Raw genomic sequence first — 14,200 nt, forward strand, 5'->3', positions numbered from 1 at the left:
TGGTAGTGTGGGGTCTCCCCATGTGAGAGTAGGGAACTGCCAGACATTAAATTAGTGAGAAAGCCACCCATTGGGTGGCTTTTTTGCGTTTGGGGGGTAGGTGATGAGGCGTGGCAGTGTGGAGCGAAGAGTGAGGTGTTCAGTCTCAGGGCGACTCTGATTGTGAGGGCTCTGCCTAGGGGAATGAGGCATTGAGACCACTGCATATTTTATTATCCTGTAGGCTAACTTCTAACTTCTAACTTCTAACTTCTAACTGCTAACTGCTAATGTCTAGCTTCTAAATTAACAGTCTGATTAGCAGAGGACTAGGTTAACCCCTCATTAGTGCAGAGATATTCTTTTCCTGCCCATCTCGTTTTCAGCAATTAAGTCACTTCGGTGAAAGGGATGATGACACGAGTGGGTGTTCTCTTTGTTGACGTGGCTCGTGTGACTTCTCGTGATTAATCATCAGCTTAGTGAATGTGCTTTGTATTTATGGCACTTATTGTCATCGAGGACCAATAATCCACTCAGTAACTTACGAGTACGTCTACTTCATTTTTTATCATCTTAACCCTTATCGTAGTTCCTTTTCTCATCTAAAATCACCCTCAGTATTTATGCTACATCTTGTTGTTGCTAGTCAATAATTCACTTAGCAACTAACTTGTGTGATCACCTTGCTTATTGTGCTCGTGCTTTTTATTCGGTTTCTTATCATCGTATTGGTTATAGTCATGCATAAGCCCTTATTACTGGCTTTGGCAAAATGACATCTATATAGAAAATACAGATAAATGGCAGATATGGTTCGAAATGATGGGCTAATTAGTAGTCAGCTCAGTAATTAATTTTTTTGTATCTTAGGCGAAATTGATAGTGGCTAATAGGTGCTCATTTTGTTTACTTAGCCCGTTACTTCTCATGATTGAAAACAGAAAAAATAGAAAGCGGTAAGCTAATCAAAAATTAGCTTAATAATTAATCACTGTAATTATGATAATTTTTAAGCTTAGCTAAATAATAACCAACTTAGAAATTAACTTTTATTATTAAATTATTATTGCGCTAGTTTTTATTGTATCCCTTATCATTCAATTATATAGATGCCAATAAATCATATTTTACGATGTATTAAAATATAAAATTGATTGATTTAAAACGAATGGTCTGGCATTACTTATTGTCCTCTATATTTAATGAAATTTGCTATTAAACATAATAAAACTATACCATTATAATTATTATTCCTCCCTAATTAATAATGTTTGATAGTTAAAGTTTAAAAATGATGAGTTTTAGTTTTTACTATAAATAACTAAAAAGACAGTTGTAAATTGTTTATTTTTTATTTTTTATTTTTTAGAGAGGGTATATGGTTTTGCTGAATGGAAAAAACTTAAAACTTCATGATATAGAATCAATTATGAATGGTGAAGATATTGCTGTGGATTATATGGTAGTGGAAAAATTAGAAGAAAGCCATAACCTATTAATATTAGAGGCCGAGAAAGGAGCAAGGATATATGGTCTAACAGTAGGTGTTGGCTTAAATAAAGATACGGAATATATAAAATTAAATGGTAGGTTTACTGAAGAGCTAATTGAAAAATCAACGATATTTAATAAAAAACTAATACGCGCACATTCTGTGGGTATAGGTAAGCCAATAGATAGCTGTTTAATTAGAGGGATCATGGGAATTCACATTAACATGTTACTTAATGGTTATAGTGGAATTCAACCTAGAATAATTAATAGCTATGTCGAATTACTTAACAGAGATATCATTCCTTTTATCCCAAGCATGGGTTCTATTGGTGAGGGGGATATCACTATATTGAGTCATATAGGGCTTACATTATTAGGTGAGGGAGAGGTAATTTACCAAGGTAAAACAATGTCTTCTTCAAAGGCACTTCAACTTGCGGGCATTACTCCCATAGAACCTTGGGCAAAAGATTCACTCTCTTTATTATGTTCAAACGCTTATTCTGTTGCTATAGCAGCAGCTGCGTTATTAAAAACAGCACATTACATAAATATAAGTGAGTTATTGTATTGTTTAAATCTTCAAGCCTTAAATGGTAATCTCTCACCTTTAAATCAGCAGGTTTTGGATGCTTGTGCATACCCTGAAGTTATTGCAATGGGAGAAAAACTTAGAAGCCTATTAGTTGGTTCTTCGTTGGAATGTTACGACGATGAACGTCATTTACAAGACCCTCTAAGCTATCGTTGTGGGATATATCGGCTAGCAGAGTTGCGTTTAAGCTATGAACAAGCTAAAGAACAGCTCCTCATTCAAGTAAATGGATCAAATGATAATCCATGCGTGCTCACTAAACATGTAAATAATAATTTGGCTGAAAATGATTGTCGTCAGGCAGTGCTTCCAAGTGGAAATTTTGAAACACTACCTTGGGTTTTATCTATCGAAAAATTAAGTTTAGCGATTGCTCATAATGCACTAGCAAGTGTACAGCAGATAGTAAAACTTAATGACCCTTATTTTACACAGCTAACTCGGTTTTTAGGTAATAGAACTGCATTTCATGCACTTGGTGCCATTGAAAAGCCCGCAGTTACTTTAGCAATGAGAATTAAATATCTAGCAATGCCAGCTTCATTAGATTACTTCTCTGTCGCAGGTGGTGTTGAGGATACTGCGACGAATGCACAATTTGTTGCTGAAAAATTAAAAAATCAATTAATGTATGGATATGAATTAGTTTCGATTGTGTTTTTATGTGTGGTACAAGCAATTAATTTAAGAAAAGAGAAAGATCCCTCTTATTTATTATCTTCAAAAACAGACAGTATTTATCATATGATAAGTGAATGTATTGATTTAAATGGTGAAGATAAATCACTTTCAAAAGAATTAACATTGATACATGATTATATCTTAAATTATGAAATATAATCATCGGGCAGTTAATTAAGCTAAATTGAAATTTAATGACGGGTATTTAGTCAGTATTTTTTTAAACCAAGGAGTAAAACTCTCCGGTTGTTGATTAACTTCATAAATAAGTTTAGAAATACTAACCCAACGGATGGATGCGACTTCTTCAATATTGGGATAGATTACTTTATTATAGTGGCCAACATATAGGTGGTCATATTCATGTTCTATTAATCCTCCACTCACTTCAGCATGGTAAGTGAATGAACCAACATGAGTTAAAGGCGTGATGAACCCTAATTCTTCATTAAGTCGTCGTTGTGCGGCTTGTAGGGTATCTTCATGTGGTTTTGGATGACTACAGCATGAATTAGCCCATTGGCCAGCAGAGTGATACTTATGAAGCGCTCTTTGCTGGATAAGCAATTCATTTTGGTCATTAAAAATGAAAATAGAGAAGGCGCGATGTAAGCGACCGAGTTGATGTGCGAGTAATTTAGGCATTACACCTATTGGTTCATCATTTTCATTAACTAAAATTAACTGATCTTCCATTTTTATTATTTCCATTAAAAACTATACGTATAGTTTATTATAACTAAAAATAAAAGTTTGCAAATTAGAGCTATTTATCTCTTATTTTAGTTTAATTCTTAGTCTTATTTTTTTTAACTCGCAGCTATTTTATTATTTATATAGCTGCGATAGGGTTGTCGTGAGGATTATTTTTGTTGTAATACCCAAACAGCAGCTTCAACCCTAGATTTTAAGTTTAATTTTTTAAGCAAATGTTTAACGTGAACTTTTACTGTACTTTCTGCAATATCTAGTTTGCGAGCTATCATTTTATTGGACAACCCTTGTGAAATGAGTTCTAAGATGTCCGCTTCTCTTGGTGTTAAGGATGCAATATGGTTTTCATCTTGTGTTGTATTATCCCTTAATGATTCAGCAAGTACTGAAGCTAGCGTTGGGCTGACAACTAATTTTCCACTGGCAGCCTCTTTAAGAGCCACAATAAGCTCTTCTGGTTCCATATCTTTAAGTAGATAACCATCAGCCCCTCTTTTTAACGCGTTGACTAGGTCATCACTATAGTTAGAGACGGTAAAAAGGATAATTCTTCCAGAAAGTTCCCTTTTTCTTAGCTCATCTAGAGTTTCAAAGCCATTCATACCCGGCATATTCAGATCGAGAAGAATTAAATCAGGGTCTTGTTCTGCTGCGATTTGGATACCTGTTTTCCCATCTCCTGCCTCTCCGATGACTTGTAATGAAGGTTCTAAACTAATCAGTTGTTTGACCCCATTTCTTAGCATCGGATGATCATCAATAAGTAGGATGGTTGATTTTTCATTCATTATATTTGTATTCTCCATAGATGATTTTTCCGGTGTTTTAAGCGTCAGGTAAAGGGAAAGTCACTTTAACTTGAGTCCCCCCTTGCTCTCTAGAAATAATAGAACACTCACCCTTAAGACTCAGTGCCCTTTCCCTCATAATAATTAGCCCATAATGGTTAAGTTTATCAGCATTAGATGAGATTCCAGTGCCATCATCAGTAATAGTAATGCTAGCGATACCCGCATGTTGACTTAATGATACTTCAGCCCGCTTAGCATTTGCATGTTTTAGGATATTACTAAGGGCTTCTCGGATTATTTGTATAATATGGATTGATTGGTGTGGCGAAATACTTTTCGCTGGTAGGTTATAATTTAATCCTATTGAATAGCCCATTCGTTCACTGAATTCGCTGATTGTACTCTCTAGAGAGGGTAAGAGCCCAGGCTCAGTTAATTTAAGCCTAAAGGTGGTTAATAACTCTCTTAACTGACTATACGCGGTATTAATCTCACTGCGCATTTCAGTTAACAACTGTTGAGGCCTTTCTGGTAATGGTTCAGGTTGCAATTGCAAATAGCTAATTTGCATTTTTAAGCAGGATAATGATTGAGCTATAGAGTCATGAAGCTCACGAGCAATGGCTGAGCGCTCATCCATTATCAATAGCTGTTGTTGTTGCTCTATTTGATGCTCCATTGCTAACATGCCTGAAATTTGCTTGGCCAATACAGAAACTAGATTGCTTTGTTCATCTGAAAGGACTTCTGTATCTTCAATTTCACCGATGATGACACCATATCGGTGCATGTTGTCAGACAAATCCCACTGCATAGTTATTGCTTTTTTTATTATCGGGGAGGGTTGTTTTGTAACATGATTATCTAATTCAGATAGCCCTATTGAATCACAACATATTTCATGAAAATAGGCATCATTACTTTCTTCGTATAACCGTAAGCTGAGATTTTTTAATAGGGTAATATTTTTGAGCTCAATCAGCACTTTTTGTAAGCGTGAATACAGAGGCTCCGAAGAATGTAAGATTTGGTTTGATTGATATAAATAAGATAAAACGCGATTTTTTGTCATCAGGTCCGCTGTTTTTTCTGCAACCCTTTCCTCTAATTGATGGTAACTTTGAGCCAACTCATCGGACATTTGGTTAAGTGTTTCACCCAAAGCGTTTAACTCATCTTGTTGGTGATTTTTAGGGTAGCGCTGACTAAAATCTTTTTGGCCAATAGCAGTCACCATTGACAATAATTTTACCCATGGGTAATAAATTTTCCGTCTTAGGTGCCACATTGTTCCCATTAATAACAAAAAAACTAAGCTAATAAAAACGAGCTGGGTCATTGCGACATAAGCAATTTTTCTTTCTGTTTTTTCATCAATATTATGGACTAGTTCATCAAGCTTATTAACGAATGATATTACTTCGTATCTTGCATCATTTGGTGACTCAGCAGCCATTAGCGCTGGTTTCAGTGTATGTAGCCAATAATTATGAAGTTCATTAAATTGGGGGGTTAAATTTTCGACTTTTACTACTTGTGTTAGTTCTGGGCTTACTAAATCATTTTCTAATATGCCTAGATAACGTTGATTTTGAGTATTTAATGGTACTAAGGAAAGTAACCTGTAGCTTTGCATTCTTAAGGAGCCTGATTTATTTATTGCATGGGCATTGCCTTGGACGCTAATAATCATACGATTTGAAATCGTCATTCCAATAATCCCCAAGATCGCAATAAGTAGCATCAGGCCGATTACTTGGTTAATAATTGAAAAGCGACGATACAGAGTCGGCATTTTTCCTTCCTCAAAAATAAAGCTCATAGTAAATTAAAAAGCTTGAACACCTAGTATTGTTCATAAAGAGCATAATATTAAATATACTACTTTGGTGGTATATTTTTTCGGTGGTGTGAGCGCTAAAGCAAAAAATTAAGCTTTAATATATATACTGATGATTTCAACTAATTGATATTTAATGGTTAATCTATTTTTTTGTTATATTCTAAAATACACATCTACGTATTATAACGTAAATTAAAGATGAATTTCTTTTGATTTAGATCAGTTTGCTTATGTTTGTAACTCGATATGCAATTAAATTTATAGCGAACAAATAAAAATGGTAAACAATGGAGAGAAAGATAGCACTCAACCGTCTGTGCTATCTTATTTTTGAGGTTAACTTTTTTTAAGTTTTTTGAATAAATTGATTATTGCAACTAGAAGTAAACCTACGATTAAACCAAAAAATAAATTAATAATGGTAGGTAAGACAAACTGCATTGTACTGCCAATAATAGGGGGCAAAATTGCGGTAAAAGCAATTTCATCGATCCATTCTGAAATGTAACTAATACCATGTGTCAAAATACCACCACCAACCATGAACATTGCGGCTGTGCCTACAATAGATAAGGTTTTCATTAGATATGGTGTGATATAAATTAAAGCATTGCCACATTTTTTTAATGCTGTAGATGCTTTCTTCTGCAAGTAAAACCCTAAGTCATCTAATTTAACAATACCTGCGACTAGCCCATAAACACCTATTGTCATTACAATCGCAATAATAGAAAGCACAATAACTTGATTCATAAAGGTCGTTGAAGAAACAATCCCTAATGTTATTGCAATGATTTCAGCAGATAGTACAAAGTCAGTACGGATAGCACCTTTGATTTTTTTACTTTCAAACTCGCTTAGCATTTCAGGAGATAATTGTTTTTGCATAGTAGCGGCTGTTTTTGTTTCGGGGTGCAATAACTTATGTGCAATTTTCTCTGCACCTTCAAAACATAGGTAAGCCCCACCAAGCATAAGTAATGGTGTAATAGCCCAAGGTAAAAAGGCACTAATTAGTAGTGCTAAAGGGACAAGTATCAATTTATTAATAAACGAGCCTTTAGCAACTGACCAAACAACAGGAAGTTCTCTATCAGCCCGTACTCCTGTGACTTGCTGAGCATTTAAAGCGAGGTCATCACCCAAAACGCCAGATGTTTTTTTAGCTGCCATTTTAGTCATGACGGAAACATCGTCTAACACTGCGGCAATATCATCAAGTAATGTGAGTAAACTGCTTCCAGCCAAAATAATATCCTCATTATTTTCTTTTTTAAGGTGTAGTTAATGTTTATTAGGTTGGTTTAGCGATAATTAGTTCACTTGGTATTAACCATAATCTATAAAATTTAATAATACCATTACAGTTAAAAATGCCGCGCATTGAATTATTAAATTTTTATGACAATGGAACCAATGCGTTTTTTGTGTTTCTAACTAATTAATTTTAGTGAAGTAACACATTTATAGTTGGTCTTTCGGTCTGACTTAACCACTTTGGGTTATAAATAATTTTAAGTAGATTGGTATAAGGTTAATACATGTCTTCTCAGCCAGTTTTGAGCATTGTTGTTGCCGTTTATAATGGTGAAAAATTTCTACCTCAGTTTTTTGAAAGTTTAATAGCGCAAAAATTAGAGAACTGGGAGCTTATTGTTGTTAATGATGGCTCTAAGGATGATAGTGAAAGCGTTATCAATGCTTATGCAGATAAGTTTGCTTGTTTCAAAGTATTATCTCAGGAAAATCAAGGTGTTTCGGTTGCTCGTAATACTGGAATGGCTGAAGCAACGGGGAAATATATTACATTTCCTGATATAGACGATGAAATTAACCCTAAAATGTATGGACGTCTATTAGAAATCGCATTATCTGGAGACCTAGACGTTGCAACCTGTAATGGGACATATGTTTATACCAATGGTGACGCACCGAAGGCTATTTTCCCACCAAACAAAGTACCCTCTACGGGGGTGATATCTGGTCCTGAATGGCTTGAAAAAGGGTTAAGCTCACGTAAGTTTTTACATGTGACTTGGTTGAACTTATACCGTTTAGAGATGTTACGCCAACATAATTTTTTCTTTGAGCCTAAGTTGCATCATCAAGATATTCCTTGGACGACTGAAGTTTTGTTAGTAGCAAAACGTGTGCAATTTATTAATGAACAGTATTATCGTTATTTGATCCATAACCAATCAGTTTCTCACTCATTGACGGGTGATGAACGCTCAGTTCGTAAGATAAACACTTATTTGAAAATCATTGATATGTTGCTAGATATTTATCGGCGCTATCCTGAGCAAGTCAAACAAGCACCAGCTTGCTTATGGCAGGTTGGTAAGGAAGGCTTAGGGGTGATCCAAGCCTTACTGGCAATTAAGTCACCTGAAACACAAAAAGAGATGGTGCAGCAGTTTTTTGATAAAGGTTACTGGCAAGTAGTATGGGAACATGCGACGACAGTAAAACTTAAGTGGCGTTTAATTAGGCGCTATACCAAATTAAAAGAAATCCTTAAATCATAATCTTTTGAAAAGGTAGCTGACAGAGGCTACCTTTTCATTATTTATTTACCTAATTGCTTAAGGGAATTTATAAACATTTCCCATAGTTTTGGGTTATCGAGCTTTGTGGCAACTTGTGTATGGCATTCGGCTTTGGCCGGCATACGAAAATCAGTGACAGTCATCCCTGTAGTTAAAGTACCTTGTAACTCGATATCAATTGGCGCTTTAACTGTTTCCATTATCGATGGGTTAATAACATAAGCGACGGCACAAAGGTCATGGACAGGTGCATGGTCGCTATAACCATTACGTTGGCGATAACCTGTTGTGTAGTAATTTAGGGATTCCACAACAAATTGGCTAATTGGTGTATTCAAACGAGCAATTTGTTCCATAATTAGATCATTTGGCCTAGCCTGGTGGGTGAGGTCTAATCCAACCATGGTAATCGGCCATTTTTCATTAAATACAATATGGGCGGCTTCAGGGTCTATGATGATATTAAATTCAGCTACAGCAGAGCGATTACCGGTATGGTAGCCTCCCCCCATCAGAACGACTTCTTTTACTAACTCTACAATTTCAGGTGCTTTTCTGACGGCTAAAGCAATATTTGTTAATCCACCAATAGGAACGAGAGTAATTGTTTTAGGGGGATGAGATTTGATTGTATCGATGATCAAATCGACAGCATGGCGTTGGTCAATTGGCTGTGTTGGCTCTGGAAGATGTGTCCCATCAAGCCCTGTGCTTCCATGAACTTCAGGGGCAGTTTGTATTGTCCTTACTAAGGGACGAGGGCAGCCAGCAGCTATAGGGATATTATTTGCACCAACGAATTCCATAATTGCGCGTGCGTTGTGAGTCACTTTGTCTAGAGTTTGGTTTCCAACGACAGTCGTGACAGCGAGTAAATCTATATTTGGGTTACCTAACGCCAAAAAGATAGCCATAGCATCATCATGTCCAGGATCACAATCTAAAATAATTTTGTATTTCTGCATTTTTGCTCCTTTCATTATGTTATTTACTTTTGATTAACATAATATAAGGATTTATTTATTATTTTGTGATTTAAGCTTCATTTTAATGAATACTAATGTAATGAAACTATTCATTAATGTTACTAATATCATAGTGACATAATTAACATATTAATAACAATCATGTTGAGTTTATAAAGATTATGTGTTTCTTATATCCTTTAGCTTGGAGTATAAATACACTTTATTAATAAGTTAATAAACTAGGAGGGAGCATGGATAATTATCTCAATAAATTGCCAGATGTAATTGATTCTGTTGCAACTAACCAGTTTTACCCTAATTTATTATCATGGTTATCTTCATTCATCACATTTGATAATGCGATTGTATATTCTTTTGAGAAAGGTGCGCCTCCTCGATTTCTATCTAAAGTCGAACGTCGCAATAGTGATAGTGTTAATAGGATCTATCAGCGAGGTGCTTATTTAATGGACCCATTCTATCAAGAAATCCAGAAAGGGGGCGCTTCGACGGTACTCACGCTAAAAGAATTGGCACCTAAAGGTTTTTATCACACTGATTATTATCTTAATTTCTATCGTAAAACGGGTTGGTGTGATGAAGCGGGTTTATTGTTAGAAATCTCAACAGGTAGGCAACTAGGGATCTTTTTTGGTAACGAAGATAGACCTTTCTTCTCAGGAAAGCATACACAAGCCCCACTTAAAGATGCTTGCGATATTATTCGTAGTATGGCTAGGCTTCATAAAGAAGTCTCTCCTCATGCAGTTTCTCATCATTACCGAAATGCGGATATGCAAACGCGGTTTGGGTTAACCCCAAGAGAGTGTGAGGTTGTTGAACTGATCCTTGCTGGTAAAGGCTCCCCACAGATTGCACAGTCGCTTTTTATCAGTTTAGGGACAGTCAAAAATCATCGTAAGAATATTTACCAGAAATTAGATATTAATTCGCAAGCTGAATTATTTAACTTATTTATGAATAGGCCAATTCAATAGGTAGGGTGAATTTCCTTACCTCAAAATATTAGAATTATTTAGTTTATTTATCATGGTGTTAGTTTTATCTAATATTTATTAGAATACTTTTAAGTATTTCAACTCATAAATTGTTATATTATTAATATGGCAATAATTATCTAATTAATTGAATTTTATTTAAAAAAATAAACTTTACTAAATTTTATTTTTATATAAATATTCTACTCACGTCACAAATGTTAACTTTATGTTTCGAATGTCCCTAAAGGGCTATGTAATTGTTAATGCAAGGTTAAGATAATCAGGTTATCGAAAGATACTAAACAGGGTATCCGTTATGAATAACCAAGTAGAATCACTAACTTATTATGCTGCAACTAAGAAATATGACTTACGCTTTCCTACATTAAAAGAAGATCTTGATGTGGATGTTGTCATTATTGGTGGTGGCTTTTCAGGGGTCCACACGGCACTCGAGTTGTGTGAAAAAGGTATTACCAATATTGCTATCTTGGAGGGGCGTCACCTAGGCTATGGTGGTTCTGGGCGTAATGGCGGCCAAGTTATGGCAGGTATTGGCCATGATATTGATGCAATTAAAAAATATGTTGGCCCTGAAGGGTTAGAAACGATCTTTAAGCTCAGTAACATGGGGGCTGGGATCATGCGTGAGCGTATCGCTAAATATGATATCGATGCTGATTTCTGCCGCGGTTACGCTTATTTAGGTAGCAACAAGCGCCAAGAAAAAACCTTACGTGGTTGGCTAAAGGATTTTAAATCCGTTGATCCCGATGAGGAAATTGAATTCTATAGTGGTACAGAACTGAAACAGATTATCGGTTCTGATGCTTATACCTGTGGTATCAAACACATGGGGGGTGGGCATGTTCATTCATTGAATTTGCTATTGGGTGAAGCAAAAGCAATAAGTGAAATTTATGGCGCTAAAATTTTTGAAAATAGCCAAGTATTAAATGTTGAGTATGGAAATACCATCACGGTAAGAACGGCGATGGGCACGGTTAAAGCCCAAAAAATGTTATGGGCTTGCGATTCGTTCTTAAACGGTCTTGAACCAACAATTTACCCTAAAACGATTAATACTTACGCATATCAATTAATGACGGAAGAATTGCCGGACGAGCTAATTGAACAGATCAGCCCAATCCGAGGCGCATATAGTGACATTCGCCCTGTAATTGATTACTACCGTGTGACGAATGAAAACCGTTTATTATTTGGCAGTTCGACGCATTTCCTTGAGTACATTCCATCTGATCTTAAAGCATGGAACCGGAATTTAATGTTAAAAGTCTTTCCTTACCTCAAAGATGTCAAAATCGAACTTGCTTGGGGGGGGCCAATGGCCTGTAGTGCAAATTTATTTCCCCAAATTGGTACATTACCACAGCATAAAAATGTGTTTTATGCTCAAGGGTATTCCGGTTTCGGTGTCACGCCTAGCCAAATTGTCTGTAAAGTTCTTGCTGAGGGGATGGTGGAAGGTTCGCATCGTTATGACTTAATGAGCTCTATTCCTCATGCCAACATTATTGGTAAAGATAGCATGCGTAATGTCATTGTTTCACTTGCCAAAATTATGCATCAAACATCGGGTTATTGGCAGGGGCGGCGCTAGTTCGTTATCAGTCCATCTATTTTATTAAAATTGATTAAAGGTAAAAATCATGATTAGTCCATTATTATTGAATAAACCACTGCCGGAATTACTGAATGTAGGTAGTGTTACAAACTTAGGGTCTGTAGTTGTCGAGGGCGATCCTCAAGCGAGTGTTGCGATGATACATGGCGAACCCACTGATAATCTGACATGTGGAATTTTCGCTTGTACAAAAGGTAAGTTCAAAATGGTATACCCATTTGATGAAATGGCGACCGTTCACGAAGGTTCAGTCAAGTTAACCGATGTGAAAACGGGTGTAACGGTTGAATATCATAAGGGTGATACATGGTTTGCAGCGAAAGGGACAGAAGTTTTGTGGGAAATTGATGCCCCGCGTTTTGTCAAACATTACCTAGCTTGTGTCAATGCCTAATTAATTCCTATTAAGTGGAGTGATAACGATGAGTGAGTTAACCCTATTACCAGAGGTCAGTGAATTTCTGAAACGTCAACATGGCCATTTTATCAACGGGTTGCCGGTTTCTGGCATGGGCGATACTTTTTTTAATGTCGTTAATCCAGCCACTGAGCAAGTCATTGCGAAAGTGAAAGAAGGCACATTAGCAGACGTTGATGCAGCAATGGAAGCTGCTCACGCTGCATTCAAAGGGGCTTGGGCAAATACAACACCGATGGAGAGAGGGAATTGCTTAAACCGCCTTGCTGATTTGTTTGAGAAACATCTTGAAGAACTGGCTCAGCTAGAAACCCTTTGTTCAGGGAAAACAATTCAGCTTTCTCGTTTTCTTGAAGTGGGTTCGTCCGCACAATTTTTACGTTATTTTGCTGGTTGGGCAACGAAAATCAGTGGTGAGACTCTCAATGTTTCATTGCCTTCATTTAATGGTGAAAAATACACGGCATTTACACAGCGGGAGCCTGTTGGGGTAGTAGCAGGTATTATTCCTTGGAATTTTTCCATAATGATTTCTATTTGGAAATTAGCCGCTGCATTAACTTGCGGTTGTACCATTGTGTTAAAGCCGAGTGAATTTACCCCTTTAACGATGTTAAGGGTAGTTGAGCTAGCAAAAGAAGCAGGTATCCCAGACGGGGTTATTAACATCATTAATGGTGGAGGTCGTGAAGTTGGGCCTGCACTGATCCATCATCCTCTATGTTCCAAAGTGACATTTACGGGTTCTGTACCAACGGGGCTAGCGGTAGGGCGTACCGCAATGGAAGGAAAATTAACCCGTGTTACGCTTGAGTTAGGTGGTAAAAATGGCGCTGCATTCTTAGCGGATTTACCCGTTGAAAAAATAGTCAATGGCATCATTGAGGCTGGATATCTGAATCAGGGGCAAATTTGTGCAGCCGCGGAGCGTTTCTATATTCCATCTAAGTTAATGGAACCCGTATTAACTGAGTTAAAAGCCCGCTTGTCTGTGATGAAAGTGGGGGCGCCGTTAGATGAAACAACAGAAATGGGGCCACTCGCAAATAAAGCGCATTATGAAAAAATTCTCGCTTTATTTGAAAAAGCACGCCAAGAGGGTAATGAAATTATTTATGGTGGCCAGCCTATTGCTGGTACAGGTTATTTTGTACCGCCAACCATTATTCGTGCAAATAGCCCAGATGATGCGTTGATGAAGGAAGAAACATTTGGCCCTGTAGGGACATTCCTCAGTTATGACAATGAAGATGAACTTATTGAGTTAATGAATAGTACTCCATTTGGTTTAGCGGCTAGCTTATGGACTAATGACCTAAGTAAAGCGATGCGCATGATTTCACAAATTGAAGCGGGGACTGTTTGGGTGAATATGCATACCTTCCTTGATCCAGCAGTGCCTTTTGGTGGAATTAAGTCATCAGGGGTTGGGCGTGAGTTTGGTAGTGCCTTTATCGAGTATTACACCGAGTTAAAATCTGTCATGGTGCGTTATTAGTATTTAGCTAACATGAAATTA

General features: G+C 36.7%; 11 protein-coding genes. 6 read left to right on the forward strand and 5 right to left on the reverse strand.

Annotation, left to right across the window (positions count from 1 at the left end; all coding sequences use genetic code 11):
- The first annotated feature begins 1,360 nt into the window (after positions 1 to 1,360).
- A complete protein-coding gene (locus ACIPUA_RS17745; RefSeq protein WP_449059936.1) occupies positions 1,361 to 2,911 on the forward strand; it encodes an aromatic amino acid lyase in 1,551 nt (516 codons plus the stop codon).
- Positions 2,912 to 2,926: 15 nt separating this feature from the next.
- On the opposite strand, the gene idi is transcribed toward ACIPUA_RS17745, so the two are convergent.
- From idi to ACIPUA_RS17765, 4 genes are all read right to left on the reverse strand, one after another.
- Positions 2,927 to 3,448: an isopentenyl-diphosphate Delta-isomerase gene (gene idi, locus ACIPUA_RS17750; protein WP_048608609.1), complete on the reverse strand. Its 522-nt coding sequence runs from the start codon at positions 3,446 to 3,448 to the stop codon at positions 2,927 to 2,929.
- Between the two features lie 167 nt (positions 3,449 to 3,615).
- Entirely contained in the window at positions 3,616 to 4,254 is a 639-nt protein-coding gene (narL, locus tag ACIPUA_RS17755; protein WP_226619212.1) for a two-component system response regulator NarL, read from the reverse strand.
- Positions 4,255 to 4,291: 37 nt separating this feature from the next.
- Positions 4,292 to 6,052 (reverse strand): nitrate/nitrite two-component system sensor histidine kinase NarX, encoded by a 1,761-nt coding sequence (gene narX, locus ACIPUA_RS17760; protein WP_048608607.1) that lies wholly within the window; start codon positions 6,050 to 6,052, stop codon positions 4,292 to 4,294.
- 384 nt (positions 6,053 to 6,436) lie between these two features.
- Complete coding sequence (locus ACIPUA_RS17765) at positions 6,437 to 7,348, reverse strand: DUF808 domain-containing protein (RefSeq protein ID WP_449059937.1); 912 nt, start codon at positions 7,346 to 7,348, stop codon at positions 6,437 to 6,439.
- Positions 7,349 to 7,641: 293 nt separating this feature from the next.
- Between ACIPUA_RS17765 and ACIPUA_RS17770 the strand changes: the two genes are divergently transcribed.
- A complete protein-coding gene (locus ACIPUA_RS17770) occupies positions 7,642 to 8,628 on the forward strand; it encodes a glycosyltransferase (protein ID WP_071547688.1) in 987 nt (328 codons plus the stop codon).
- Positions 8,629 to 8,669: 41 nt separating this feature from the next.
- On the opposite strand, the gene uriH is transcribed toward ACIPUA_RS17770, so the two are convergent.
- On the reverse strand, positions 8,670 to 9,614 hold the full coding sequence (gene uriH, locus ACIPUA_RS17775; protein ID WP_042849085.1) for a uridine-preferring nucleoside hydrolase UriH: 945 nt from the start codon (positions 9,612 to 9,614) through the stop codon (positions 8,670 to 8,672).
- 254 nt (positions 9,615 to 9,868) lie between these two features.
- Here uriH and ACIPUA_RS17780 point away from each other — a divergent pair, with 254 nt between their 5' ends.
- From ACIPUA_RS17780 to ACIPUA_RS17795, 4 genes are all read left to right on the forward strand, one after another.
- Entirely contained in the window at positions 9,869 to 10,615 is a 747-nt protein-coding gene (locus ACIPUA_RS17780) for a helix-turn-helix transcriptional regulator (RefSeq protein ID WP_042849084.1), read from the forward strand.
- A 319-nt stretch (positions 10,616 to 10,934) separates the two neighbouring features.
- Positions 10,935 to 12,239 carry an NAD(P)/FAD-dependent oxidoreductase gene (locus ACIPUA_RS17785; RefSeq protein ID WP_042849083.1) on the forward strand — a complete coding sequence of 435 codons (1,305 nt, stop codon included), beginning with the start codon at positions 10,935 to 10,937 and terminating at the stop codon, positions 12,237 to 12,239.
- A 49-nt stretch (positions 12,240 to 12,288) separates the two neighbouring features.
- Positions 12,289 to 12,657 (forward strand): cupin domain-containing protein, encoded by a 369-nt coding sequence (locus ACIPUA_RS17790; RefSeq protein ID WP_042849082.1) that lies wholly within the window; start codon positions 12,289 to 12,291, stop codon positions 12,655 to 12,657.
- A gap of 28 nt (positions 12,658 to 12,685) precedes the next feature.
- Positions 12,686 to 14,179 carry an aldehyde dehydrogenase family protein gene (locus tag ACIPUA_RS17795; RefSeq protein WP_042849081.1) on the forward strand — a complete coding sequence of 498 codons (1,494 nt, stop codon included), beginning with the start codon at positions 12,686 to 12,688 and terminating at the stop codon, positions 14,177 to 14,179.
- Positions 14,180 to 14,200 lie beyond the last annotated feature (21 nt).

The organism is Providencia sp. AGC89 (assembly GCF_053543535.1).